This window comes from Massilia sp. Bi118 (assembly GCF_918697865.1).
Classification (GTDB): Bacteria; Pseudomonadota; Gammaproteobacteria; order Burkholderiales; family Burkholderiaceae_D; genus Telluria.
This window is the reverse complement of the sequence record NZ_CAKKMV010000001.1, coordinates 495,578-521,065: the sequence shown is the minus strand read 5'-3', so window position 1 is coordinate 521,065 and position 25,488 is coordinate 495,578. Positions and strand designations below refer to the sequence as shown.

Below are 25,488 nucleotides of genomic sequence, written 5' to 3'. Positions count from 1 at the left end.
TCGTCTCAAATTGTGATTTTCGTTGTCATCTGTTCAGCGAACAGTTCATTTTAAATTTTTGGAGGAAGCATGTTTAAGAATACCCGTTTGTCCGCTCTGCTGGCGGCTGTCCTGTTCTCGGTTACGGCCGCTTCGGCACTGGTGTCGGCACCGGCCTTCGCCGACGCCCCGGCATCGGCAGCGGCAAGCGCCCCGGCCGCTGACGCAGCTGCACCTGCAGCAGCGCCGGCAGCCGACGCTGCAGCACCGGCAGCAGCCGCTCCGGCCGCAGCTGGCAAGACCGAAGAAGTCGAGAATCCGTACGGCTTCGAAGCCGTCTGGGCTGGCGGCGTCGTGTCGCGCGGCACCCTGATCATCCTGGCCCTGATGTCGATGGGTTCGTGGTACATCATCATCACCAAGCTGCTGGACCAGATGAAGATCTTCAAGCAGTCGAAGGAAACCAACCAGAAGTTCTGGAAAGCACCGTCGATCGCTGCTGGCTCGGCTCAACTGTCGAATGGCTCGCCGTTCCGCTTCATCGCTGAAACCGGCACCAAGGCAACCCAGCACCACGACGGCGCCCTGCTCGAGCAGATCGACCTGTCGACCTGGACCACCATGCAGATCCAGCGCGCCGTGGACAAAGTCCAGTCGCGTCTGCAAGATGGCCTGTCGTTCCTGGCAACCGTCGGCTCGACCGCACCGTTCATCGGTCTGTTCGGTACCGTCTGGGGTATTTACAACGCGCTGATCGGTATCGGTATGTCGGGTAACGCATCGATCGACAAGGTTGCAGGTCCGGTGGGTGAAGCACTGATCATGACCGCATTCGGTCTGTTCGTTGCAGTTCCGGCCGTTCTGGGCTACAACTGGCTGGTCCGTCGTAACAAGACCGCAATGGAAGACGTCCGTTCGTTCAGCGCCGACGTGCACTCGGTCCTGATCTCGGGCGCCATGCACACCTCGGAAGCTGCCCGCGCAGCTGGTACTAAAAAGGTTGGTTAAACCATGTCGATGAGTGTCGGCTCCGATAGCGGAGATGAAGATACCGTGATGTCGGAGATCAACACGACGCCCCTCGTGGACATCATGTTGGTTCTCCTGATCATCTTCCTGATCACCAGCCCGGTCGTCCTCCACCTGCAGAAGATTAACCTGCCGATCGAGACCAACCAGGTTGTTAAAACCACGCCGGAAGACGTGAACATTGTCGTCAACAAAGATGGCGAAATGTACTGGAACCAGAAGCGCCTGGCCAACACCGATGAGCTGTTCGATTTCCTGAGCAAGGAATCGGTGAAGGTCCCGCAGCCGGAAGTGAAGATTCGTGGCGACCAGCAAACCCGCTACGAATTCATCGGCAAGGTGCTGTACACGGCCCAGCGTGCCGGGGTTCAGAAGGTCGGTTTCATCACTGAACCGCCTGACAAGGGTTAAACCTGACAAAGGCCCAACCCTTCCGCTCGATGCCGGTATTGCCGGCATCGGGCGGATCCCCAAGATTTGAAAGGAAACACCATGTCTATGAGCGTTGGTTCTTCCGGAGCTAAAGGAGCAGATCCGGAACCGATGATGGAAATGAACATGACGCCGCTGATTGACGTCATGCTGGTGCTGATCATCATGATGATCATCACCATTCCGAAGCAGAATCACTCGGTCAACTTGAACATGCCGGTTGGCAATCCGCCGCCGCCGACCAAGGAACCCGTAGTGATCACGATCGACGTGGACTTCGACGGCACTATCCTCTGGGATAACGTCCCCGTCCCCGATCGCGCCACTCTTGAATCGAAGCTGTCCGCCGTGGCGGCCCAGGCTGATCAGCCGGAAGTGCACCTGCGTCCGAACAAACTGGTCGAATACAAGGTCGTGGCAGGCGTGATGGCTTCGGCCCAGCGTCTGGGCGTGACCAAGATCGGTATGGTCGGTAACGAACAGTTCCAGTAATTAGCTTTGGCTATAATGAACACGGCAGGGATTCCCTGCCGTGTCTATTTTGAAGAAAGAATTCCGATAATGATCAAGTTCCGCCTCGCACACCTCAGCCTTGCCTTCGCCGCCCTCGGCTTTACCGCCGCTGTTCCGGTTGTTGGCCTGGCCCCCGCTTACGCCGCCGAAACTGTCCGCCCGGAAATCGGCAAGCCGCTGCAGGAAGCGCAGCAACTGATGAAGTCGGGCAAGAACAAAGATGCCCTGAACAAGCTGCGTCAACTCGACAGCGTCAGCGGCAAATCCGCGAATGAAACCTACCTGATCGAACGTACCCGCGCAGGCGCCGCATCGGCTGCCGGCGATTACGACACCGCCGCCAAGTCCTTCGAGTACCTGATCGGCTCCGGCAAGCTGTCGAGCCAGGAAAAAGCCCAGTTCTCGGAAGGCCTGATCGGCATCTACATGCGCGCAGGCGACCTGGGCAAGGCGAACGCCGCGATCGAGAAGCAGCTCAAAGAGCGCGACGATCCAAAACTGCGCGCCTACCTGATGCAAAACTATTACAAGCAGGGCAACGTCACCGCGCTTGAAAACGAACTGCGCAACGCCGAGAAGCGCGGCGCGATGAGCGAAGACATGCTGGGCATGCTGGCCAACATCCAGCTGAAGAAGAACGACAAGGCAGGCTACGTCAACACCATCGAGAAGCTGGCCGCCAACTATCCGAGCGCGCGCTACTGGACCGACCTGCTGAACCGCGTGCAGGGCAAGCCTAACTTCTCCAGCCGCCTCTCGGTTGACGTCTGGCGCCTGAAACTGGCCAACAACCTGATGAAGAAGCCGAGCGAGTTCATGGAAATGGCCCAGCTCGTCCTGCAGGCAAGAGCACCGGCCGAAGCCATCAAGGTCATCGACAAGGGCTACAAGGCAGGCGCCCTGGGCACCGGCCCGGACGCCGCCCGCCACCAGCGCCTGAAGGACCTGGCCGAGAAGAATCTGGCCGAGCAGAACAAGACCCTGGCTGCAGACGAAGCCGAAATGACCAAGGCCGGCGACCACGACGGCCTGGCTACCCTGGGCTACGCGCTGGTCCAGTCGGGCCAGAGCGACAAGGGCCTGAAGATGATGGAAGCCGCCATCAAGGCCGGCGATCTGAAGTATCCGGACGAAGTCAAGCTGCACCTGGGCGAAGCCTATGCCGTGGCCGGCAAGAAGGCGCAGGCCATCAGCACCCTGAAAGGTGTGGGCGGCAAGGAAGGTACCGCCGAACTGGCCCGTTACTTCATCATGGCAATCAACAAGCCGGCAGCCTGAGTTCAGACTTAGCCTCGCTTAAGCGGAAAAGCGCCGCCCTGCCTAGCAGGGGGCGCTTTTTTTGTTTCCTGCGGGTTGCCGTATAATCTGGTATTTCGCCTCGGAGCACGAATCATCCAATGAAGGTATTTCGCGGACTTCCCAACGACAGGGCGCGCGCCCCTTGCGCACTCACGATCGGCAACTTCGACGGTGTCCACCGCGGACACCAGGCGTTGTTGGCGCACGTGACCGCAGCCGCGCACCGCCTCGGACTGGAATCCGCCGTGATGACCTTCGAGCCGCATCCGCGTGAATACTTCGCCCGCCGTGCCAACGATCTATCGAAGGCCCCGGCCCGTATCGCCAACCTGCGCGACAAGCTGGAATCGCTCTCCGAGGCCGGCGTCGACCGCGTCATCGTCGAACATTTCAATGAGCATTTCGCCTCGATGTCGCCGCAGGCGTTCACTGAAAAAGTGCTGGTCGAAGGTCTGCACGTGAAATGGCTGATGGTCGGCGACGACTTCTGCTACGGCGCCAGGCGCGCCGGCAACGTCGCCCAGCTGCTTGAGGCCGGCAAGGAATTCGGCTTCGAAGTCCACAGCCTGCCGGCCGTGCTCCACGATTCGACCCGCATCTCCTCCTCGGCCGTGCGCGCCGCACTGGCGGCCGGCGATTTCGACGCCACCCGCGCCCTCCTCGGCCACCCGTATTCGATGTCGGGCCACGTGATCCATGGCGCCAAGCTGGGCCGCACGCTGGGCTTCCCGACCCTGAACCTGCGCGTCGCCCACCGCCCGGCCCTGGCCGGCATCTTCGTGGTGCAGGTGCATGGCCTCGCGGATGAACCGCTGCCGGCCGTCGCCAGCCTGGGCGTGCGCCCGACCGTCGAGGATGCGGGCCGCATGCTGCTCGAAGTCCACGTGTTCGACTGGAACCAGTCCTGCTACGGCAAACTGGTGCGCGTCGAATTCCTGAAGAAGCTGCGCGACGAAGAAAAATACATCGACCTGCCGACGCTGACTGCCGCCATCGACCGCGACGCCCAGCAGGCGCGCGCCTGGTTCGCCCAGCGCAGGTCCGCCCTCACCGCCACCGACCGAATTTGAACGTGAACGATACGGTCAGGCCGCTTGCCGCGGCCTGGCGTCACGTCACGCACAACAGCATTTCACTTTAGAAGAATCCTATGTCCGATACGAAGAACGGCCCGAAAGGCGCCAAGCAAGGCAACAAACCCGACAGCAAATACCCGGTCAACATGACCGACACCGCCTTCCCGATGCGCGGCGACCTCGCCAAGCGCGAGCCGGGCTGGGTCAAGCAGTGGCAGGACAAGAAGATCTACGAACGCGTGCGCAAGGCGGCTGCCGGCCGTCCGAAGTTCATCCTGCATGACGGTCCCCCGTACGCCAACGGCGACATCCACCTGGGCCACGCCGTCAACAAGATCCTGAAGGACATGGTCGTCAAATCGCGTACCATGGCCGGTTTCGACGCCCCCTATGTGCCGGGCTGGGACTGCCACGGCATGCCGATCGAGATCCAGATCGAAAAACAGTTCGGCAAGAACCTGCCGACCGCCGAAGTGCTGCAGAAGGCCCGCGCCTACGCGCTCGAGCAGATCGACCGCCAGCGCGCCGGCTTCATCCGCCTGGGCGTGCTGGGCGAATGGGACAACCCCTACATGACCATGGCCTACGGTAACGAGGCCGACGAGCTGCGCGCCCTCGGCAAGCTGCTGGAGAAGGGTTATGTGTACCGCGGCTTGAAGCCGGTCAACTGGTGCTTCGACTGCGGCTCGGCGCTGGCCGAGGCGGAAGTGGAATACCAGGACAAGCGCGACCCGGCGATCGACGTCGGCTTCCCGTTTGCCGAGCCGGAAAAGCTGGCAAGCGCGTTCGGCTTGAGCGCACTGCCGGAAGGCGATGGCTTCATCGTGATCTGGACCACGACCCCGTGGACCATCCCGTCGAACCAGGCGCTGAACGTGCACCCGGAAGTGACGTATGCGCTGGTCAAAGCCGAAAAAGAAGGCAAGCCGCTGCTGCTGATCCTGGCGAAGGACCTGGCCGAATCGGTCCTGGCGCGCTACAAGCTCGAGGGCGAAGTCGTCGCCACGACCGAAGGCGCCAGCCTGGCCGGCATCCGCTTCAAGCACCCGCTGCACGCGGCCGATCCGTTCTACGACCGCCTGTCGCCGGTCTACCTGGCCGACTACGTCACCACCGACAGCGGCACCGGCGTGGTCCACTCGGCGCCGGCCTACGGCCTGGAAGACTTCCAGTCCTGCAAAGCCCACGGCATGAAGGACGACGAGATCCTCAAACCGGTGATGGGTGACGGCCGCTTCGCGAGCACCCTGCCGCTGTTCGGCGGCATGACGATCTGGGAAGCCAGCAAGCCGATCTGCTCGGCCCTGACCGAAGCCGGCGCCCTGTTCGAACTCAAGATGTTCGACCACAGCTACATGCACTGCTGGCGCCATAAAACCCCGATCGTCTACCGCGCCACCAGCCAGTGGTTCGCCGGCATGGACGTCACCCCGAAGGATGGCGGCCCGACACTGCGCGAGACCGCGCTGGCCGGCATCGACGAGACCAGGTTCTTCCCGGACTGGGGCCAGGCGCGCCTGCACGGCATGATCGCGAACCGTCCGGACTGGACCCTGTCGCGCCAGCGCCAGTGGGGCGTACCGATGGCCTTCTTCATCCACAAGGAGACCGGCGAGCTGCACCCGCGCACCCCGGAACTGCTGGAGCAGGTGGCAAAGCTGATCGAAGCGAAGGGCATCGACGCATGGCACGAGCTTGATCCTCGTACGCTGCTGGGTGACGATGCCGAGACCTACGAAAAGAACCGCGACACCCTGGACGTCTGGTTCGATTCCGGCACCACCCACCAGACCGTGCTGCGCGGCTCGCACGAACAGCAGTCCGCGTTCCCGGCCGACCTCTACCTGGAAGGCTCGGACCAGCACCGCGGCTGGTTCCACTCGTCGCTGCTGACCTCGTCCATGCTGAACGGACGTCCGCCGTACAAAGCCCTGCTGACCCACGGCTTCACGGTCGACGAGAACGGCAAGAAGATGTCGAAGTCGCTGGGCAACACGATGGCGCCGCAGAAGATCTCGGATACCCTGGGCGCCGACATCCTGCGCCTGTGGGTGGCCTCGACCGACTACACCGGCGAGCTGTCGATCGGCGAAGAGATCCTCAAGCGCGTGACCGAGTCCTACCGCCGCATCCGCAACACCCTGCGCTTCCTGCTGGCGAACACCTCGGACTTCGACCCGATCAAGAACGCCGTGCCGGTGGCCGAGATGCTCGAGATCGACCGCTACGCGCTGCTTGAGACCGCTCGCCTGCAAAGCGACATCGCGGCGCACTTCGAGCGCTACGAGTTCCACCCGGTGGTCGCACGCCTGCAGAACTTCTGCTCGGAAGACCTGGGCGGCTTCTACCTCGATATCCTGAAGGACCGCCTGTACACCACCGGCGTCGATTCGCTGGCCCGCCGCTCGGCCCAGACTGCGCTGTGGCACATCGCGCACAGCCTGCTGCGTGTGATGGCGCCGATCCTGTCCTTCACCACCGAGGAAGCCTGGGCCGTGTTCGCGGGCGAAAAAGCCTTCGCGGACAGCGACGAGACCATCTTCACCCAGACGCTCTGGAACTTCCCGGAGATCGCCGACCGTGAAGCCCTGCTGGCCAAGTACACGCTGCTGCGCGCCGTGCGCACCGACGTCACCAAGCAGCTGGAAGAAGTGCGCGCCTCGGGCGCCATCGGCTCCTCGCTGCAGGCGGAACTGGCGCTCAAGGCTGCCGGCGACAAGTACGACGCCCTGGCGAGCCTGGACGACGACCTGAAGTTCGTCTTCATCACCTCGCAGGCAAGCGTGGAAAAAGCCGAAGACGCGGCCCAGGAAGCGGTCACGGTGACGCCGTCGACGTTTGATAAGTGCGAGCGCTGCTGGCACTACCGCCGCGACGTCGGCCATGACGCAGCCCATCCGGGCCTGTGCGCACGCTGCACGAGCAACCTGTTCGGCAGCGGCGAGCCGCGCCGCTTCGCTTGATAAGGATAGAGATGGCAACCAAGAAGAAATCCTCGTTCACCGCCGTCAAATCCAGCGGCGGGGCCAGCCTGACGCCCTGGCTGGGCATCGCCTTCATCGTGATCCTGCTCGACCAGATCAGCAAAATCACGATCACGCGCATGTTCATGCATGGCGAAGAGAAGCCGATTACCGGCTTCTTCAACCTGGTGCTGGCCTATAACCCGGGCGCGGCCTTCAGCTTCCTGTCCAACCAGGGCGGCTGGCAGAAATACTTCTTCGCCGCCATCGCCATCGGCGCGGTCGTCTTCATCCTCTACCTGCTGCGCAAGCATGCCGGCCAGAGGATGTTCTGCTGGGCCCTGGCCCTGATCATGGGCGGCGCGCTGGGCAACCTGATCGACCGCCTGGCCTACGGCCACGTGATCGACTTCCTGGACTTCCACCTGTCCGGCGTGGGCCACTTCCCGGCCTTTAATATTGCCGACACCGCGATCACCATCGGCGCGATCCTGTTCATCGTGGACGAACTGCGCCGGGTGAACAAATGACCACCCAGCTGAAGGGCAAGAAGATCGTCCTCGGACTGTCCGGCGGCGTGGCCTGCTACAAGGCCGCGGAGCTGTGCCGCGCGCTGACCAGGGAAGGCGCCAGCGTGCAGGTCGTGATGACCGAGGCCGCCACCCACTTCATCGGCCCGGTGACGATGCAGGCCCTGTCGGGCCGCACCGTCTACACCGACCAGTGGGACGGCCGCATCCCCAACAACATGGCCCACATCGACCTGACGCGCGACGCCGATGCGATCCTGGTGGCGCCCTGCTCGGCCGACTTCCTGTTCAAGCTGGCCCACGGCGCCACCGACGACCTGCTGTCGACGCTGTGCCTGGCGCGCCCGAACCAGGTGCCGCTGCTGGTGGCGCCGGCCATGAACGTCGAGATGTGGGACAAGCCGGCCACGCAACGCAACGTCGCGCAACTGCGCGAGGATGGCGTCTGCATCTTCGGCCCGGCCGCCGGCTCCCAGGCCTGCGGCGAGACCGGCATGGGCCGCATGCTGGAGCCGAACGAGCTGCTCGAGGAACTGGTGGCGTCCTTCCAGCCCAAGCTCCTGGCGGGCAAGCGCGTGCTGATCACGGCCGGCCCGACCTACGAGGCGATCGACCCGGTGCGCGGCATCACGAATCTCTCGTCCGGCAAGATGGGCTATGCGGTGGCGCGCGCCGCGCGCGAAGCCGGGGCCGAAGTCACCCTGGTGTCCGGCCCCACCGCGCTGGAGACGCCGCACGGCGTACGCCGCATCGACGTGCAAAGCGCGCAGCAGATGCTGGACGCCGTCATGGCCGGCATCCACGGCCAGCACGTGTTCATCGGCGTGGCGGCGGTGGCCGACTGGCGCGTCGAGAATGCCAGCGAACAGAAGATCAAGAAGGACGGCAGCGGCACGCCGCAGCTGCAGTTCGCGCAGAACCCGGACATCCTCGCGACCGTGGCCGGCACCACGTCGCTGAACGGCTGGCCCTACTGCGTGGGCTTTGCCGCGGAGTCGGAAAACCTGATCGAATACGGCGCCGCCAAGCGCGAAAAGAAGGGCATCCCTTTGTTGGTCGGCAATATCGGCCACCATACCTTCGGGCAGGATGAGAATGCGATTGTGCTGTTCGACGACAGCGGCCACACCGTGCTGCCGCAGGCGGGCAAGCTGCAGCTGGCGCGCCAGCTGGTCTCCGAAATCGCCAAGCGCCTCGAACAGCGCTCGCTGCTTACTTGACGCACCCCTGAACCACCCCTGATTTACCCATCAACGCACCGCTCTCCATGAAACAAGTAGACCTCAAGATTCTCGACCCGCGCATGAAGGACTTCCTGCCCGCCTACGCCACCGGCGGCAGCGCGGGCCTGGATCTGCGCGCCTGCATCGATGCCCCGCTGACGCTCGAACCGGGACAGACGGTGCTGGTGCCGACCGGCCTCGCCATCCACATCGCCGATCCGGGCCATGCGGCCATGATCCTTCCGCGAAGCGGGCTCGGCCATAAGAACGGCATCGTTCTCGGCAATCTGGTAGGCTTGATCGACTCCGATTACCAGGGCCAGCTGATGGTCTCGACCTGGAACCGGGGGCAGTCCGCGTTCACGCTGCAGCCGATGGACAGGCTCGCGCAACTGGTCGTGGTTCCCGTCGTTCAGGTTGGTTTCAAGGTCGTGGAGGAATTCGCATCGAGCGACCGGGGCGCCGGCGGTTTCGGCAGCACCGGCAAACAATAAAATGACATGAGGAGCTTATGAGCGCCACTCGCCTTGCGGCCGTATTGGCCGCCACCGCCTTTCTGCTGACCGGCTGCGCCACCCAGGCGCCGCAGCAGCCCGGTACCGCACCGCGCGTCGTCGAACGCACGCCAGAAGCGCCCGGCCTGAATCCGCAGATGGCCGCCGCCGCCGACACGCTCAGCAAGATGGCCGACCTGCAGAACCGCCTGTACAAGGCCGCTTCTCCGCTCCTCATCCACAACGCCGAACTGTGCAAGGGCCAGGCCCGGCCCCTGCTCGGCTTCACCGCCAAGAACCGCTGGTCCTACCCGGGCGACTACAACGAAGCCGCGCACCTGGCGTTCGGCATGGACGAGCGCCTGCAGGTCACCAGCGTGCTGACCGGCAGCGGCGCCGCCAAGGCCGGCCTGCAGACCGGCGACGTGCTGCTGGCCGCCGCCGGCAAGCCGCTGCCGACCGGCCAGCATGCGCTGAGCCAGGCCGGCGCTGTCTTCAACAAGATCACCGCCTCCCAGGCCGCGCTGCCGCTGACGGTCGAACGCCGCAACAGCGAGCGCCAGCTGTCGATCCCGGTCACGCGCGCCTGCGCCTTCGCGATCGAACTCGGTAACGCCGACAACGTCAACGCCTATGCCGACGGCTCGCGCGTGCTGGTCACGCGCGGCATGATCGCCTTCACCCGCAACGATGAAGAACTGGCCTATGTGCTGGCCAAGACCATGGCCCACAACATGCTCGGCCACGCTGCTGCGCAGCGCAACGTCTCCACCATCGGCAGCATCATCGACAACCTCAAGAGCGTCACGCCGGACACCTCGATGCTGATCGGCAGCGGCGGCATCAAGGCGATGCCGCCCGAGATGGACGCCGCCGCCGACCGCCTCGGCCTCTACCTGGCCGCCCGCGCCGGCTACGACGTCGACGACGCCGACAACTTCTGGAAGCGCCTGAACGAAACCTACCCGGCCACGGTGCTGAACGGGTACAACGCGAATCACCCGGCGCTGGCGGCACGCCTGGCAGCGATTGGAAAAGCGCAGGCGGAGATCAAGGCGGACAAGAAGGCGAAGAAGGCGCTGGTGCCCTGAGCCTTTAGCTTCAAGACCGTCGTCCCCGCGCAGGCGGGGACCCAAGTTCGTCGCGGGCCGCTGGCATACGTTACGGCTACGCACACAAACTTGGATTCCCGCCTTCGCGGGAATGACGTTTATAAGTCCCGGGCCGTCAGCAACCATCCCGCATTGCTTGTATCATTGCCAATTCCCCGGCCGCCTCCCGGATTCAATCGCAAGAATCAGGAAGCGCAAAGCCGCAGAGCCAGGCCATCATGCCTGCGCTCCAACCAAGAAGACCGCAATGAACACCGCCAACCTGCTGCGCCTCATCCTGCTTGCCGCCATCTGGGGCGGTTCCTTCCTCTTCATGCGCATCAGCGCGCCCGTGCTCGGGCCGGCGGTGCTGATCGAGTTCCGCGTGCTGTTCGCGGCGCTGTTCCTGGCGATCGTCGGCTTCGTGCTGAAGAAGCGCCTCGACCTGCGCGCCAACTGGAAGCATTTCTTCATCCTCGGCTTCTTCAACTCGGCCCTGCCCTTCCTGCTGTTTGCGTTTGGCGCGCGCACGCTGTCCGCCTCGGTGCTGTCGGTGCTGAACGCCACCGCGCCGATGTGGGGCGCGCTGGTCGGCGCCGTGTGGACCCGCCATGCGATCGGCCTGCGCACCGCTGTCGGGCTGCTGCTGGGGACTCTAGGGGTGGCCCTGCTGGTCGGCTTCGATCATGTGTCGAGCAAGCCGGGCGCCGGCCTCGCCGTGATCGCCGCGCTGGCAGCAAGCCTGAGCTACGGCATCGCCAGCCAGTACGCGCGCGCGGCGAAAAGCGTCGAACCCTTCGCGAATGCGCATGGCACCATGTGGGCATCAAGCATCATGGTGCTGCCGGTGCTGTCCTTCTTCCCGATGACGGGCGAGCCCACCGCCGGCATCGTCGGCGCCGTGGTGGCGCTGGGCGTGCTGTGCAGCGGCATCGCCTACATCCTCTACTTCCGCCTGATCGAGGAAGTCGGCACCACCTCCGCGCTGACGGTCACCTTCCTGAATCCTGTCTTCGGCATCCTGTGGGGCGCGCTCTTCCTCGGCGAGACGGTCGGCTGGTACACCATCGCCGGCTCCGCGATCACGCTGGTCGGCACCGCACTGGTGACGGGCTTCGTGCCGCGCATCAAGCGTCGTACGGCCGCGGCGCCGGCCGCCAGCAAATGAACAAGGTCGAACTGGCCATCGACCTGCCGCAGGACTACCGCCGGCAGGATCTCTTCAGCTTCCACGGCCGCGATGCCGAAGGCCTGGCCGAGCGCATCGATGGCGAGTGCATCCGCAAAGGCGTGATGGTGGACGGCGTGCCGGTCGCGCTGGCGATCGACCTGGGTGCGCGGCCCGGCCAGGCCCTGTGCACCGCAGACGCCGACGGCGCGCTGGCCCCGGCGCAGCTCGACGACATCCTGCGCAACGTGCTGGGCCTGCGCATCGCTCCCGAGCCCTTCGAGACCGCCGTGCGGGACGACCCGCTGTTCGCGCCGCTGGTGGCGCGCGAACCTGGCCTGCGCGTGATCCAGTCCGCCACCATCTTCGAGGCCCTGAGCTGGGCCATCATCGGCCAGCAGATCAACCTGGGTTTCGCGATTGCCTTGCGGCGCACCTTCATTTCCTTGGCCGGCCGCGCCCATCCGGGCGGCCTGTGGTGCTATCCGGAAGCCGCGGATGCCGCCCGCCTCGAACTCGAGGATCTTACGAGCCGCAAGTTCTCGCGTGCCAAGGCCGAGACCCTGCTGCGCCTGGCCCGCCTGGCCGACGAAGGCGCGCTCGACCTGGCGCGCGACGCCGACCTGCCTACGGTCAGCGAGCGCCTGCTGGCGGTGAAAGGGATCGGCCCCTGGACAGTGAACTACGCGCTGCTGCGCGGCTATGGCTTCGCCGATTGCTCGCTCGAAGGCGACGTGGCCGTGCGTACCGCCATCGGCCGCCTGCTCGGTTCCGCGGAACGTCCGAATCTGGCGGAAGCCGCGGCCTTTCTCGCAACATATCGCCCGCATCGGACGATGGCTGCCGCCCATCTTTGGGCCAGCCTGAGCGCGTGAAAGCGGACGCTGCATTAACGCCCGATTTTCATTACACTTCGATAATGAAAATCGAACAGATCCTCTCCACCTCCCTCGCCGCCCTGCTGCTGGCCTGCGCCGGCCTGGCCCAGGCCCAGACCGTGCCCACCGACGTCACCGAGGCCCCTGACGACCACGGCGCCTACCTGTCGGCGGTCTTCGGCAACGGCCGCATCCACGGCGGCAATGCCGAGGGCAATGTCTGGATGCGCGGCCGCACCTTCGAAATCCGCGCCGGGCGCCAGCAGCGCACCCTGTTCGGTTCGCCGCTGCCGGACAGCCTGAGCGAACGCATCGACTTCGTGCACTACAATGAAGGGCACCCCGACAACAACCACCGCGACGGTTTCGCCGTGCAATGGCTGATGGTGCGCCAGCTGGGCGCACGCAGCGCCATCGAGCTGGGCGTCGGCCCCTACCTGAGCATGAACACGACCGTCCTCGACGGCCGCCAGATCGACGATGCGAATGTCGGCGCCCTGGTGAGCGTGGGCCTGCGGCTGCCGCTGGGCTTCATGCCGGACGGCACCCACCTGCGCATCGGCTACAACCACGTGCAGATGCGCAATGTGCACCGCTCGGATGCGCTAATGATCGGCATCGGCCGCCAGTTCGGCCGCTCGGAAACCGATCCAGACACCGACCCGGCCGACGGCCAGACCTGGTTCGGCCTCTCGGCCGGCAATTCGATCACCAACATGTCCGGCACCGACGGCGCCATGGCCGCCGTGCTGGAAGCGCGACGCTACCTGGGCGAGCGCATGGAGCACTGGGCCGTGTCCGGCAAGTTCCTGTTCGAAGGCGACGATGGCGCACGGGTCGACCGCCGCGGCCTGGCCGCGCAGCTGTTCTACGTGCAGCGGGTCACGCCGCGCTTCGCGATGAGCGCCGGCCTCGGCCCCTATGTCGCGCGCAACCGCCGCGCCGATAACGAAACCCGCGGCAACCTGCTGATCACCTTCCAGGCCGAGCATGCCCTGACGCGCCATGCGCGCGTGTTCGCGAACTTCAACCGCGTAAAAACCTTCCGCCAGACCGATGACCGCGACCTGTTCCAGGTGGGCTTCCTCAAGGACTTTTAACCAAGTACTTAATTCCAGCGCAGGCCCTCGAACTGCTGGGCGCTCTCGCCCGCAAAGCGGATCAGTTCGGCCAGCGGCACGGTGGCCAGGTTGTCGCGCCGGTAGTGGCCGCCCAGCGCGCTGGGGATCTTGAGGCAGTACTTGCGGCCCGCGCTCAGCGGACCCAGCGCGGATTCGGCCAGGTCCACCTGCTCCGGCATATACCATTCGTTCAGGAATTCCTGGTTATATGACAGGGCATCGAGGGCGGCGCGGTCTTCGGCCACGGGTTCGCAACACAGGTCCTGCGGCGACAGGTGCCAGTACCTGCCTTCGTCGTCGCGGATGATCAGGTTGCCGAAGGCGTTCTCGCCCAGCACCTCTTCCGCGTTCAAGCCGACCCAGCCCCATGCCTCGTTAATCTCGTCAACATTGATCATCGAATGACTCCGCAATGGTAGCGACATGGCATTCGACCGGGCTGGGCCGCATACGTTGCGGCAAGGGAGAGGGGGGTTGAGGCGCTTCAGGCCCTGCCGGGGCCGGCAGGGAAAATGAAAAGGCCGCTGATCCTAAACAGAATCAACGGCCTCCGAATCTGGTTGCGGGGACAGGATTTGAACCTGTGACCTTCGGGTTATGAGCCCGACGAGCTGCCAGACTGCTCCACCCCGCGTCTGATGGTTCGTATTATACGCAGCCGCGCTGATTTACGCAATGGCATTCCTCTTTCCACCTTGGATCAAGGTACAGTTGTTGCGATACGGTGGTAAAGTAAGGGCAACGTCATTACCCACAGATTCCATGAAATTCTGCTCCGAGTGCGCCCATCCGGTGACGGTGGCCATCCCCGAAGGCGACAACCGTCCGCGCTACGTGTGCACCCAATGCGGCACCATCCATTACCAGAACCCGAAGATGGTAATCGGGACCATCCCTGTCTGGGAACAGGACGGCGAGCTGAAAGTGCTGCTGTGCAAGCGCGCGATCGAGCCGCGCTATGGCTATTGGACGCTGCCGGCGGGCTTCATGGAAAACGAGGAGACCACCGGCCAGGCCGCGGTGCGCGAAACCGAGGAGGAAGCCGGCGCCAATGTCGAGCTGGGCAACCTGTTCACCCTCCTGAATGTCGCCCACGTGCACCAGGTCCACCTGTTCTACCTGGCGCGCCTGCTCGACCTCGATTATGAAGCGGGGGTCGAGAGCCTGGACGTGCAGATGTTCGCCGAGCACGAGATCCCCTGGGACGACCTGGCCTTCCCGACCATCCGCACCACGCTGGAACTGTTCTTCGCCGACCGCCGCCAGGTGCTCGAAGGCGGCAGCTACGGTGTCCATACCCGCGACATCACGCGGCCAATGCGCGCCCCTGTCGAACCCGATTGATCATAGAGCGACGATGATCCCCTGGCTCGAAGCGAATACGCCCTTCCCCGACGTATCCGAGGCGCTGACCACGGACGCCCCCGGCCTGCTCGCGGCCGGCGCCGACCTGTCGCCGCAGCGCCTGCTGCAGGCCTACCGCAACGGCATCTTCCCCTGGTTTTCGGAAGGCCAGCCCATCCTGTGGTGGAGCACCGATCCGCGCATGGTGCTGTACACGGACCGCTTCAAGGTCAGCGACAGCCTGAAAAAAACCCTGCGCAAGGTCGAACGCTCGCGCCTCGAAGACGGCCCCTGGGTGGTGCGCTTCGACAGCGCCTTCGAATCGGTGATGCGCTCCTGCGCCGCGCCGCGCAAGGACGGTCCCGGCACCTGGATTTCGGAAGACATCATCGCCGGCTACACGGGCCTTCACCGCATGGGCTACGCGCATTCGGCGGAAGTGTGGCTGGATGGCGAACTGGTTGGCGGCGCCTATGGCGTCTGCATTGGCCGCATGTTTTATGGCGAATCGATGTTCGCGCGCGTGTCGGACGCCTCCAAGGTAGCGCTGGCCTACCTGGTCGCTTTCCTGCGCAGCCAGGGCGTACGCCTGCTGGATTGCCAGCAGGAGACCGGCCATCTGGCCTCGCTGGGCGCGATGCCGATTCCGCGCAAGGCTTTCCTCGAACACCTGCGCCAGGCGATCGCCGAGCCCGCCATCGAACGTTGGGAAGTTGCGCCACCGTTGACCACCTAACGGTGCGCCGCGCTGTCTTTGGCTACAATGGGTCAAACACGTCGTCTCGAGAGCTTTGCATGACGCACTTAAATGACCTGCCCTTTTCCACGCTGCAGTTCTATACGACGGCGCCCTATCCGTGCAGCTACCTCGATGCGCGCCAGGCGCGCTCGCAGGTGGCCACGCCTTCGCACCTGATCAACGCGGACGTGTATTCGGAACTGGTGCGCAATGGTTTCCGCCGCAGCGGGATCTTCACCTACCGTCCGTATTGCGACGGCTGCCGCGCCTGCATACCCGTGCGCGTGGCCGTCAACGACTTCGGCCCCAACCGCAGCCAGCGCCGCGCCTGGAAGCGCCACGAGGACCTGTCGGCGATGGTGGCCAACCTGTCGTTCTCGGACGAACACTATGCGCTCTACCTGCGCTACCAGACCACCCGCCACGTCGGCGGCGGCATGGACCAGGACAGCCGCGACCAGTACGCCCAGTTCCTGCTGCAGAGCCGCGTGAACACGCGCCTGGTCGAATTCCGCGAACCGGACGGTCTGCTCCGCATGGTGTCGATCATCGACGTGCTGTCGGACGGCCTGTCCTCGGTCTACACCTTCTTCGACCCGGACGTCGAGGGCGCCTCCTACGGCACCTACAACGTGCTGTGGCAGATCGAGCAGGCGCGCGAACTGGACCTGCCCTATGTTTACCTCGGCTACTGGATCGAACAGAGCCCGAAGATGGCGTACAAGATCAATTTCCGGCCGCTGGAGGCGCGGATCGATGGCGTGTGGGGCGTGTTGGAGCGGTGAATCGCCGTAGGGTGGGCACCCCGTGCCCAGCCCCCCCCGTATTTACATCGTGGATTAACTGTCCGGGGTAGAATGTCGGCAATTCACGTATAGGCAACCATGTCCGACAAACTCTTGTACGCCCTTGCCCGCCCGCTGCTGTTTGCCCTCGACCCAGAAACGGCCCACAACCTCACCCTGCCCGCATTGCGCCGCGCCAGTGCGCTGGGGCTGACCGGCCTCGTCAGCAAGCCCAAGCCCGATCCGCGCACCGTGATGGGCATCACCTTCCCCAACCCGGTCGGCCTGGCCGCCGGCCTGGACAAGGACGGCGCCTACATCGACGGCTTGGCGGCGCTGGGCTTCGGCTCGATCGAAGTCGGCACGGTCACGCCGCGCCCACAGGCCGGCAATCCGAAGCCGCGCATCTTCCGCCTGCCATCGGCGCGCGGCATCATCAACCGCATGGGCTTCAACAACGGCGGCGTCGACGCCTTCGTCGCCAACGTGCAGGCGTCCAGCTTCTACCAGGAGAAGCGCGGCGTGCTCGGCCTGAACATCGGCAAGAACGCCGACACCCCGATCGAACGCGCCGCCGAGGACTACCTGCACTGCCTGCGCAAGGTCTATCCCTATGCGAGCTACGTGACGGTCAACATCTCCTCGCCGAACACCAAGAACCTGCGCCAGCTGCAGGGCGCGTCCGAACTGGACGCCCTGCTGGCCCAACTGAAGGGCGAGCAGTCGCGCCTGGCGGACGAGCACGGCCGCTACGTGCCGCTGGCCCTGAAGATCGCGCCGGACGTGGACGCCGACCAGATCCGCGACATCGGCGCGGCCCTGCTGCGCCACGGCATCGACGGTGTGATCGCCACCAACACCACGCTCAGCCGCCGCGACGTCGAAAACCACCGCTACGCCAGCCAGCAGGGCGGCCTGTCCGGCGCCCCGGTGTTCGACCTGTCGAACATCGTGATCCGCGCGCTGAAGAAGGAAGTCGGCGATGCGATTCCGATCATCGGCGTGGGCGGCATCCTGAGCGGACGCGACGCCAAGGCCAAGATCGCCGCCGGCGCGCAGCTGGTGCAGCTGTACAGCGGCCTGATTTATCGCGGACCGGCGCTGGTCAAGGAGTGCGCGGACGCGCTGCGGGCTTGACCACCGTCGTTCCGGGCATTGCCCGAAACGCCTTCCCGCGAAGGCGGGAATCCAAGTTCGTAGCGGACCAAAGAAACTTGGGTTCCCGCCTCCGCGGGAACGACGGTAAGCGCCAACCAATTAGGAATGTCTCATGAAAAAGCACCAGCTCGGCCGCACCGACCTCAGCGTCTCCCGCATCTGCCTGGGCACCATGACCTTCGGCGAACAGAACACGGAAGCCGACGCCCACAGCCAGCTCGACTACGCAATCGAGCGCGGCATCAACTTCATCGACACGGCCGAGATGTACCCGGTGCCGCCGAGCGCGAAAACGCAGGGCTCGACCGAGCGCTTCATCGGCAGCTGGCTGAAGAAATCCGGCAAACGCGACCAGATCGTCCTGGCCACCAAGGCCGCCGGCCCGAATGCCACCCAGACCTGGATCCGCGGCGGCCGACACAACCTGGATGCGAGGAATATCCGCACCGCCGTCGACGACAGCCTGGCCCGCCTGCAGACCGACTACATCGACCTCTACCAGCTGCACTGGCCCAGCCGCAACGTGCCGATCTTCGGCGCCAACCAGTTCGAGCCGAAGAAGGAGCGCGCCAGCGTGCCGGTCGAAGAGACCCTGTCCGTGCTGGGCGAACTCATCAAGGAAGGCAAGATCCGCCACATCGGCGTGTCGAACGAAAGCCCTTGGGGCGTGTGCGAGTACATCAAGCAGGCCGAGATGAAGGGCCTGCCACGGATTGCCACCATCCAGAACCTGTACAACCTGACGGCGCGCGCCTTCGAGACCACTTTACTGGACGAGGTGTGCTACCGCGAAGAGGTCAGCCTGCTCGCCTACAGCCCCCTTGCCTTCGGCCAGCTGAGCGCGAAGTATCTCGACAACCCGCAGGCCGTCGGACGCCTGACGATTTATCCGCCGACCTGGAGCCCGCGCTATCTGCGGCCTGCCGTGCTGGCGGCGGCGAAGGAGTATGCGGCGCTGGCGCGGGCGAATGGCATGACGCCTGCACAGATGGCGCTGGCCTGGTGTTATTCGCAGTGGTTCGTGGGGTCGACCATCATTGGGGCGACTACGCTGGCGCAGCTGAAGGAGAACATCGATGCTGAATCGCTGACGCTTTCGGTTGAGGTGATGAAGGCGATCGATGCAGTTCATGCCCGGTACACCAATCCTGGCCAGTAATACTCGCCTGTCGTGCCCTTGACCACTCATCCGCCTTTTTGACCGCTCATCCCTCGAACCCGCCACTCGTTTCTCATCGATAGCAGCCCCTACCCGGGGCGCCTAAGCTTTGCACGTGACATCACCATGCGAAGCCCAGGAACCCGCCATGCTATCGATAAAAAACCTCAATAAGACCTACGCCAACGGCGTCCATGCCATCGACGGCGTCAGCCTCGAGATTCCCACCGGCATGTTCGGCCTGCTCGGCCCGAACGGCGCCGGCAAGTCGTCCCTGATGCGCACGATTGCCACACTGCAAGACCCGGACAGCGGCAGCATCCATTTCGATGGCGTCGACGTCCTCGCGGACAAGGACAGCCTGCGCCGCCGCCTCGGCTTCCTGCCGCAGGATTTCGGCGTGTACCCGAAGGTCAGCGCGCTCGAGCTGCTGGACCATTTCGCGGTATTGAAGGGCCTGACCCGGCGCGCCGAGCGCAAGGAGGTGGTCGAGGGCCTGCTGCACCAGACCAACCTGTGGGACGCACGCAAGCGCAGCGTGGCGACGTATTCCGGCGGCATGCGCCAACGCTTCGGCATCGCCCAGGCCCTGCTCGGCGCGCCGCAGCTGGTCATTGTCGACGAGCCGACCGCGAGCCTCGACCCCGACGAACGCAACCGCTTCCTGAACCTGCTGGCGCGCATCGGCGAGCAGGTGGTGGTGATCTTATCGACGCATATCGTCGAAGACGTGACCGACCTGTGCCCGCGCATGGCGATCATCGCCAGGGGCAAGGTGCTGGTGCAGGGGCGGCCGCAGGACGCCATCGACGCGCTGAAGCAGCAGGTCTGGCGCCGCAGCGTCAAGCAGGACGAGCTGGAAGACTACCAGCGCCGCTTCGCCGTACTGTCGACGCGCCTGATCGGCGGTACGCCGCAGATCAACGTGTTCGCCGCCTTCCAGCCCGACAGCGGCTTCGCGCCGGTCGAACCGGGCCTGGAAGACGTCTACTTCCTGCAGCTGCGCCAGGCCTGAAAGGAGATCGTCATGTGGCAAGAATTCTTCCGCTTCGACCTGCGCTACCAGCTGCGCCAGCCGCTGCTGTGGATCGTCGCCGTGGCACTGGCGGCGATTGCCTTCCTGAGCGCCGGCAGCGATGCCGTCCGCATCGGCGGCGCGATCGGCAACGTGCACCTGAACGCGCCGGTGGTCATCGCCAACCAGCTCGGCATCCTCAGCCTGATCGCGATGTTCATGGTCACCGTGTTCATCGCCGGCGCCATTCTGCGCGATGGCGAGGCCGGCATCGCCGACCTGCTGTTCGCCGCGCCGGTGCGCAAGCTGGATTACCTGGGCGGCCGCTTCCTCGCCGGCTTCGCCGCCTGCCTCGCCGTGTTCGCCCTGATCACGGTGGCGATGATGCTCGGCTCGCGCCTGCCCTCGATCGATCCGCAGCGGCTCGGCGCCTTTTCGCTGCAATCCTACGTCTGGGCCTTCTGCGTGCTGGTGGTGCCGAACCTGCTGTTCGTCGCCGCCCTGCTCACGCTGCTGGCGGCGCTCACGCGCTCGCTGATCATGGTGTATGCCGGCGTGATCGCCTTTACCGTGCTGTGGGGGATGGCGGCCACGCTGTCCAGCGGCGGCAATGGCGAATCGCTGGCGGTGCTGCTGGATCCGTTCGGCGTACGTGCGCTGGCCCAACTGACGCGCTACTACTCGACGTATCAGGCCAATACCCAGCTGCCGCCGCTGTCCGGGGTGCTGCTGCTGAACCGCGGACTCTGGACAGCAATCGCACTGGGCCTGTTCGGCGCCACAGTCGCCTGCTTCAAGACCCAGCGCGCCGGGACCGCCGGCCGCCGCTTCGGCAAGCACACGCCGGTGCAGGCACCGGCGGCAGCGCGCCCGATGACCCCAGGCGCCGTGCGCCGCATTGCCCCACGCTTCAGCGCCGCCGGCCTGCTGGCCCAATGGTGGCAACTGCTGCGCTTCGAAACCCGCGGCGTGCTGCGCGGCCTGCCCTTCCTGATCCTGCTGCTGCTCGCCGTCGCCAACTTCATCGCCAATTTCACCATCGGCGGCATGCGCTTCGACAGCGTGCCCTACCCACTCACGCGCCTGGTGCTGGAAGAGCTGGCCGGCGGCATGAATGCCGTGCTGGTGATCGTCCTGATCTTCTACAGCGGCGAACTGGTATTCCGCGACCGGCAGGTAAAGATTGCCGACCTCACGGATGCGATGCCGCTGCCGGACTGGGTCCCGCTCGGCGCCAAAGCCGGCGCACTGTTTGCCGTGATCTTCGCCTTCCTCGGCGCCGGCGCGCTGGCCGGCATCGCGATCCAGCTGGTCAAGGGCGGCGCACCGATCGAATTCAGGCTGTACCTGCAGGGCACGCTGGTCAACGCGGTCTACTTCATGCTGATCGCACTGGCCCTGCTCGCGCTGCAAGCCATCGCCAACAACAAATATATCGGCTACCTGCTCGGCATCGGCCTGCTGGTCAGCGGCCCGGTATTGAAGAGCCTCGGCCTCGAACACCGCCTGCTGCGCTACGCCGACCTGCCGCCGCTGACTTACTCGGACATCAACGGCTATGGCCACTTCCTCACCGGCTGGTGCTGGTTCGCACTGTACTGGACCCTGCTCGCGCTGGCGCTGGCGATCCTGGCCCAGGCGTTCTGGATGCGCGGCCGCAGCGACGGCTGGCGCCTGCGCCTGCGCGCACTGGCCCTGCGCCTGCGCGGCAAGGCCCGCGCCGGCCTGGCGGTCTCGCTGGCCGCCTGGGCCGCATGCGGCGGCTGGATCTTCTACAACACCAATGTGTTGAACGGCTACGAGTCCGCCACGGCTGCCCTCGACGCCCGCGCCGACTACGAAAAGCAGTACCGCCGCTACCTGTCCATGCCCAACCCAAGCCTGATCGGGATCCGCGCCGACGTCGACATCGTCCCGGCAGAGCGCCGCGTCGCCATCCGCGGCCATTACGTGGTGCGCAACAAGACCACGCAGCCGCTGCGCAGCCTGCGCTTCCAGCTCGACCCGCGCGCCACCACGACCCTGCTTGGGCTGCCAGCGCACACCATCACGCTGGACGACCGCCGCCTGGGCTTCCGCATCGTCGAGCTGCGCGAGCCGCTGGCGCCGAACGCCGAACTGGCCTTCGACTTCACTGCCGAGGTACGCAACCCGGGCTTCACCGAAAGCGGCGCCCCGGACGGCATCAACCACAACGGCACCATGTTCACCTCGGAAGACTACTTCCCGAAACTCGGCTACGTGCAGGCCGGCGAGATCAGCGATCGTGCCGAGCGCCGCCAGCGCGGCCTGGGCGAGCCGCATCGCATGCCGGCACTGGACGACCAGGCCGCCCATGCATCCAACTTCTGGAAGCTGTTCGGCTTCGACGCCGACCTGATCGATTTCGAGACCACCGTCTCTACCAGCGCCGACCAGGTGGCGATCGCGCCGGGCACCCTGACTGCGAGCTGGAAACGGGACGGCCGCCGCTACTACCGCTACACGATGGACGCGAAAATACTGCCCTTCTTCTCCTACCAGTCGGGCCGCTGGGACGTGAAGAAGGCCGCCTGGCACGGTGTGCCGATCGAGGTGTACTACGACCGCAAGCACCCCTGGAACATCGACAGCATGATCCAGGGCAGCCAGGGCGCACTCGATTACTTCACCGAGCACTTCGGGCCGTACCAGCACAAAGCCTTGCGTATCACCGAATTCCCGCTGTACCTGCCGTATGCGCGCAGCCTGCCGAACACGATCCCGTTCTCGGAATCGCTCGGTTTCGTCAATGACCTCCGCGGCGAAGACAAGGTCAACCACGTGTTCTACGTGACGGCACATGAAGTGGCGCACCAGTGGTGGGGTGACCAGCTGATTCCGGCCAACACCCAGGGCATGGGCATGCTGGTGGAGTCGCTGGCCGAGTATTCGGCGCTGATGGCGGTGGAAAAGGCCTTCGGCCCCGAGAAGACCCGCCACATTCTGCGCTGGGACCTCGACCAGTACTTCGCCGGGCGCGGCAAGGAACTGGTGGAAGAGCAGCCGCTGTTCAAGGTCGAGGATCAGATGTATATCCAGTACCGCAAGGGCAGCCTGGTGTTCTATCGCCTGCGTGAGGAACTCGGCGAGGACGTGCTGAACCGCGTGTTGAAGGACTTCCTGGACCAGCACCGCTACCAGACCGCACCCTACGTCACCAGCCGCGACCTGCTGGCAGCCATCCGCGCCGCCGCGCCGGCCAGCAAGCAGGCGCTGATCACCGACCTGTTCGAGCGCATCGTGTTTTACGATAACCGGATGACGGATGCGGGTGCCACGCGGCGCGCCGACGGCAAGTGGGACGTGACCATGAAACTGCGTCTGGCCAAGCTGGAAGCCGATGGCAAGGGCAAGGAAACGGCGCGTGCGTACGACGAACCGGTCGAGCTGGCGGTGTTCGGGGTTGACACCGCCGGCAAGGAGCGCGTGCTGTGGCGCGGCAAGCGGATGCTGCCGGCTGGGGAATCCACAGTGAGCGTGACGGTGGATGCGAAGCCGGTGGAGGCCGGGGTGGATCCGTATGACCTGCTGATCGACAGGGTGGCGGGGGATAATCGCAAAACGGTCACAACCCGTTAAACTGCCTGAACTCCGCCGCCCGCCTTCGCGACATCGGCACCTTGACCTCCCCCTTCAAGGTCAGCACCATCCCGTTGCCCGGCCCCGGCGCGATCCCGGTCACGAAATCCAGGTTGACGATCTGGCGCCGGCTCACGCGCAGGAAGCGCTCCGGATCCAGCCTGGCCTCGAGCTGGTTCAGGGAGCGCAGCAGCATGGGGCGGTTGGCGTCGAAGTAGACGCGCGTGTAATTCCCCTCCGATTCGAACAGCATGATCTGCTCGAGCGCCACGAACCAGCAGCGCTCACCGTCCTTGATGAACACCTTGCCGTCGGCCGCCTGCGCCTGTGCCGGCTGCGGCGCCGGGGCGGGCGCAGGCAGCTGGAGACGCGCCTCGAACTTGCGCAAGGCATGCGCCAGGCGCGCCGGTTCGATCGGCTTGAGCAGGTAATCGAGCGCACTGACGTCGAAGGCGCGCAGCGCGTACTGGTCGAAGGCGGTGGTGAAGATCACGGCCGGCGCGGCGTCGAGCGATGCCAGCAGGTCGAAACCGCTCCCGCCCGGCATCTGGACGTCGAGGAAGACCAGGTCCGGCGCCAGCGCCTCGATCGCGGCGCGTGCCTCGATCGGATTTGCCGCTTCGCCCACGACCTCCAGCGCCGGGTGCGCAGCCAGCAGGCGGCGCAATTCGTTGCGCGCGAGGCGCTCGTCGTCCACGATCAGCGCGCGCATGCACTACCCTCCCAGTCGGTTTCCTGCGGCAGCACCACCTGCGCCACCACCCAGCCATCGTCTTCGCGCAAGGTGCAGGCGGCGCGCGGCCCGAACAGCAGCGCCAGTCGCTTGACGGTGTTCGCCAGGCCGAGCCGGGTCGAGGCGCTGGCGGACTGCAGGCGGCCCTGGTTGGCCACGGTCAGCAGTACCCGTTCGCCATCGCGCACGGCGCTCACACGCACCCGGCACGCGCCGATGGCAGGTTCGACGCCGTGCTTGACCGCGTTTTCGACCAGCGTTTGCAAGGCCATCGGCGGAATCGGCACGTCGTCCAGGCCGGGCGCGATCCCGACCTCGGCCTGCAAGCGCTCGTCGAAGCGGTGCCGTTCGATCGCGAGGTAGGCATTCACCGCCGCCACCTCGTCGGCCAGGCGCACGGTCGGAGCCTGGCCCGCGCGCAGGCTGTGGCGCATCAGGCCAGCCAGCTGGCCGACCGCCTGCGCCGCGGTGTCCGGATCCTGGTAGATCAGCGCGCGGATGCTGTTCATGCTGTTGAAGAAGAAGTGCGGGTTCACCTGCGCCTGCAGTGCGCGCAGCTCGGCATCCTTGACGCTGACTTCGAGCTGCAGCTTTTCGAGTTCGAAGCGGCGCGCGCGACGGCGCGACAGCACCACCGCATACATCAGGGTCCACATCAGGAATACGGCGTACCACAGCACGCACAGGGCGATCACGATAGCCGTCGCGTCGCTGTCCGCGATCACGGCGCCGTCGCGGATCAGGATGTCGGTGCCGACCAGGAGGCCGACCTGCGCCACGCACAGCACGATCAGCCCGAGCAGGATGCGCGGCACCGGCGGGTCGCTGCGGTCGATCCAGCCTCGCCGGCGCAGGAACAAACGCCAGCAATGCGACAGCAGCAGACCGTCAATCATGACCAGCAGCTTCACCACGGTCATCGGCAACATCGTCCCGAAGGCGCCCTGGCCCGAGGACATCACGCTGATTCCGCCGAGGATGGCCCAGCCGGCGCACTGGCACAGCCAGTAGTCGCGCGCTGGCGCGGCGGCCTGGCTGGCCTGGAGCGGGGTGCCGGCTGCCGGTGTCGGGATGGGTGGAGACTGCGGGAACGGCTCGGGTGCGGCGAACGGGAGGGTCATGGCAAGCGGGCGTTTGGCGGACACTTGCATTATGACAA

23 protein-coding genes and 1 tRNA gene are annotated in these 25,488 nt (G+C 65.1%); 20 read left to right on the top strand and 4 right to left on the bottom strand.

Annotation, left to right across the window (positions count from 1 at the left end; all coding sequences use genetic code 11):
- Positions 1–69: 69 nt before the first annotated feature.
- From LQV39_RS02355 to LQV39_RS02295, 13 genes are all read left to right on the top strand, one after another.
- Positions 70–987, top strand: a complete 918-nt coding sequence (locus tag LQV39_RS02355) for a MotA/TolQ/ExbB proton channel family protein (protein WP_230020010.1) — start codon at positions 70–72, stop codon at positions 985–987.
- Positions 988–990: 3 nt separating this feature from the next.
- Positions 991–1,419 (top strand): biopolymer transporter ExbD, encoded by a 429-nt coding sequence (locus LQV39_RS02350; RefSeq protein ID WP_230020009.1) that lies wholly within the window; start codon positions 991–993, stop codon positions 1,417–1,419.
- A gap of 81 nt (positions 1,420–1,500) precedes the next feature.
- Positions 1,501–1,932 carry a biopolymer transporter ExbD gene (locus LQV39_RS02345; RefSeq protein ID WP_230020008.1) on the top strand — a complete coding sequence of 144 codons (432 nt, stop codon included), beginning with the start codon at positions 1,501–1,503 and terminating at the stop codon, positions 1,930–1,932.
- Between the two features lie 69 nt (positions 1,933–2,001).
- Positions 2,002–3,231: a tetratricopeptide repeat protein gene (locus LQV39_RS02340; protein WP_230020007.1), complete on the top strand. Its 1,230-nt coding sequence runs from the start codon at positions 2,002–2,004 to the stop codon at positions 3,229–3,231.
- Between the two features lie 119 nt (positions 3,232–3,350).
- Positions 3,351–4,322: a bifunctional riboflavin kinase/FAD synthetase gene (locus LQV39_RS02335; protein WP_230020006.1), complete on the top strand. Its 972-nt coding sequence runs from the start codon at positions 3,351–3,353 to the stop codon at positions 4,320–4,322.
- 80 nt (positions 4,323–4,402) lie between these two features.
- Entirely contained in the window at positions 4,403–7,291 is a 2,889-nt protein-coding gene (gene ileS, locus LQV39_RS02330; protein WP_230020005.1) for an isoleucine--tRNA ligase, read from the top strand.
- Between the two features lie 11 nt (positions 7,292–7,302).
- Positions 7,303–7,821 carry a signal peptidase II gene (gene lspA, locus LQV39_RS02325; RefSeq protein WP_230020004.1) on the top strand — a complete coding sequence of 173 codons (519 nt, stop codon included), beginning with the start codon at positions 7,303–7,305 and terminating at the stop codon, positions 7,819–7,821.
- Positions 7,818–9,041 carry a bifunctional phosphopantothenoylcysteine decarboxylase/phosphopantothenate--cysteine ligase CoaBC gene (coaBC, locus tag LQV39_RS02320; protein WP_230020003.1) on the top strand — a complete coding sequence of 408 codons (1,224 nt, stop codon included), beginning with the start codon at positions 7,818–7,820 and terminating at the stop codon, positions 9,039–9,041. The genes lspA and coaBC overlap by 4 nt, the downstream gene beginning before the upstream one ends.
- Before the next feature lie 47 nt (positions 9,042–9,088).
- Positions 9,089–9,538 (top strand): dUTP diphosphatase, encoded by a 450-nt coding sequence (dut, locus tag LQV39_RS02315; RefSeq protein WP_230020002.1) that lies wholly within the window; start codon positions 9,089–9,091, stop codon positions 9,536–9,538.
- Between the two features lie 17 nt (positions 9,539–9,555).
- Positions 9,556–10,629 (top strand): M48 family metalloprotease, encoded by a 1,074-nt coding sequence (locus LQV39_RS02310; RefSeq protein WP_230020001.1) that lies wholly within the window; start codon positions 9,556–9,558, stop codon positions 10,627–10,629.
- A gap of 268 nt (positions 10,630–10,897) precedes the next feature.
- Entirely contained in the window at positions 10,898–11,797 is a 900-nt protein-coding gene (locus tag LQV39_RS02305) for a DMT family transporter (protein WP_230020000.1), read from the top strand.
- On the top strand, positions 11,794–12,672 hold the full coding sequence (locus LQV39_RS02300; RefSeq protein ID WP_230019999.1) for a DNA-3-methyladenine glycosylase 2: 879 nt from the start codon (positions 11,794–11,796) through the stop codon (positions 12,670–12,672). Before LQV39_RS02305 ends, LQV39_RS02300 begins: the two co-directional genes overlap by 4 nt.
- Positions 12,673–12,716: 44 nt before the next feature.
- On the top strand, positions 12,717–13,775 hold the full coding sequence (locus tag LQV39_RS02295) for a hypothetical protein (protein WP_230019998.1): 1,059 nt from the start codon (positions 12,717–12,719) through the stop codon (positions 13,773–13,775).
- Between the two features lie 8 nt (positions 13,776–13,783).
- Here the strand turns inward: LQV39_RS02295 and LQV39_RS02290 are convergent, their stop codons facing one another.
- Both LQV39_RS02290 and LQV39_RS02285 read right to left on the bottom strand, forming a co-directional pair.
- Entirely contained in the window at positions 13,784–14,194 is a 411-nt protein-coding gene (locus LQV39_RS02290) for a T6SS immunity protein Tdi1 domain-containing protein (RefSeq protein WP_230019997.1), read from the bottom strand.
- A gap of 159 nt (positions 14,195–14,353) precedes the next feature.
- Positions 14,354–14,430 (bottom strand) — tRNA-Met (locus tag LQV39_RS02285).
- A gap of 128 nt (positions 14,431–14,558) precedes the next feature.
- Here LQV39_RS02285 and LQV39_RS02280 point away from each other — a divergent pair.
- The 7 genes from LQV39_RS02280 (at position 14,559) to LQV39_RS02250 (ending at position 23,596) form a co-directional block, all read left to right on the top strand.
- Positions 14,559–15,140: an NUDIX hydrolase gene (locus tag LQV39_RS02280; RefSeq protein WP_230019996.1), complete on the top strand. Its 582-nt coding sequence runs from the start codon at positions 14,559–14,561 to the stop codon at positions 15,138–15,140.
- Positions 15,141–15,153: 13 nt separating this feature from the next.
- Positions 15,154–15,876 (top strand): leucyl/phenylalanyl-tRNA--protein transferase, encoded by a 723-nt coding sequence (aat, locus tag LQV39_RS02275; RefSeq protein WP_230019995.1) that lies wholly within the window; start codon positions 15,154–15,156, stop codon positions 15,874–15,876.
- Positions 15,877–15,935: 59 nt separating this feature from the next.
- Positions 15,936–16,664, top strand: coding sequence for an arginyltransferase (locus tag LQV39_RS02270; RefSeq protein ID WP_230019994.1), 729 nt, complete (start codon positions 15,936–15,938; stop codon positions 16,662–16,664).
- Positions 16,665–16,763: 99 nt separating this feature from the next.
- Positions 16,764–17,801, top strand: coding sequence for a quinone-dependent dihydroorotate dehydrogenase (locus LQV39_RS02265; protein WP_230019993.1), 1,038 nt, complete (start codon positions 16,764–16,766; stop codon positions 17,799–17,801).
- A gap of 133 nt (positions 17,802–17,934) precedes the next feature.
- Positions 17,935–18,981 carry an aldo/keto reductase gene (locus tag LQV39_RS02260; RefSeq protein ID WP_230019992.1) on the top strand — a complete coding sequence of 349 codons (1,047 nt, stop codon included), beginning with the start codon at positions 17,935–17,937 and terminating at the stop codon, positions 18,979–18,981.
- Between the two features lie 148 nt (positions 18,982–19,129).
- Entirely contained in the window at positions 19,130–19,996 is an 867-nt protein-coding gene (locus LQV39_RS02255) for an ABC transporter ATP-binding protein (RefSeq protein WP_230019991.1), read from the top strand.
- Between the two features lie 12 nt (positions 19,997–20,008).
- Positions 20,009–23,596, top strand: coding sequence for a M1 family aminopeptidase (locus tag LQV39_RS02250; protein ID WP_230019990.1), 3,588 nt, complete (start codon positions 20,009–20,011; stop codon positions 23,594–23,596).
- Here the strand turns inward: LQV39_RS02250 and LQV39_RS02245 are convergent.
- Together LQV39_RS02245 and LQV39_RS02240 are read right to left on the bottom strand one after the other, a co-directional pair.
- Positions 23,583–24,308: a LytTR family DNA-binding domain-containing protein gene (locus tag LQV39_RS02245; RefSeq protein WP_230019989.1), complete on the bottom strand. Its 726-nt coding sequence runs from the start codon at positions 24,306–24,308 to the stop codon at positions 23,583–23,585. The two genes, LQV39_RS02250 and LQV39_RS02245, sit on opposite strands and share 14 nt — an antisense overlap.
- Positions 24,296–25,450, bottom strand: a complete 1,155-nt coding sequence (locus tag LQV39_RS02240; protein ID WP_230019988.1) for a sensor histidine kinase — start codon at positions 25,448–25,450, stop codon at positions 24,296–24,298. Before LQV39_RS02240 ends, LQV39_RS02245 begins: the two co-directional genes overlap by 13 nt.
- Between the last annotated feature and the right edge of the window lie 38 nt (positions 25,451–25,488).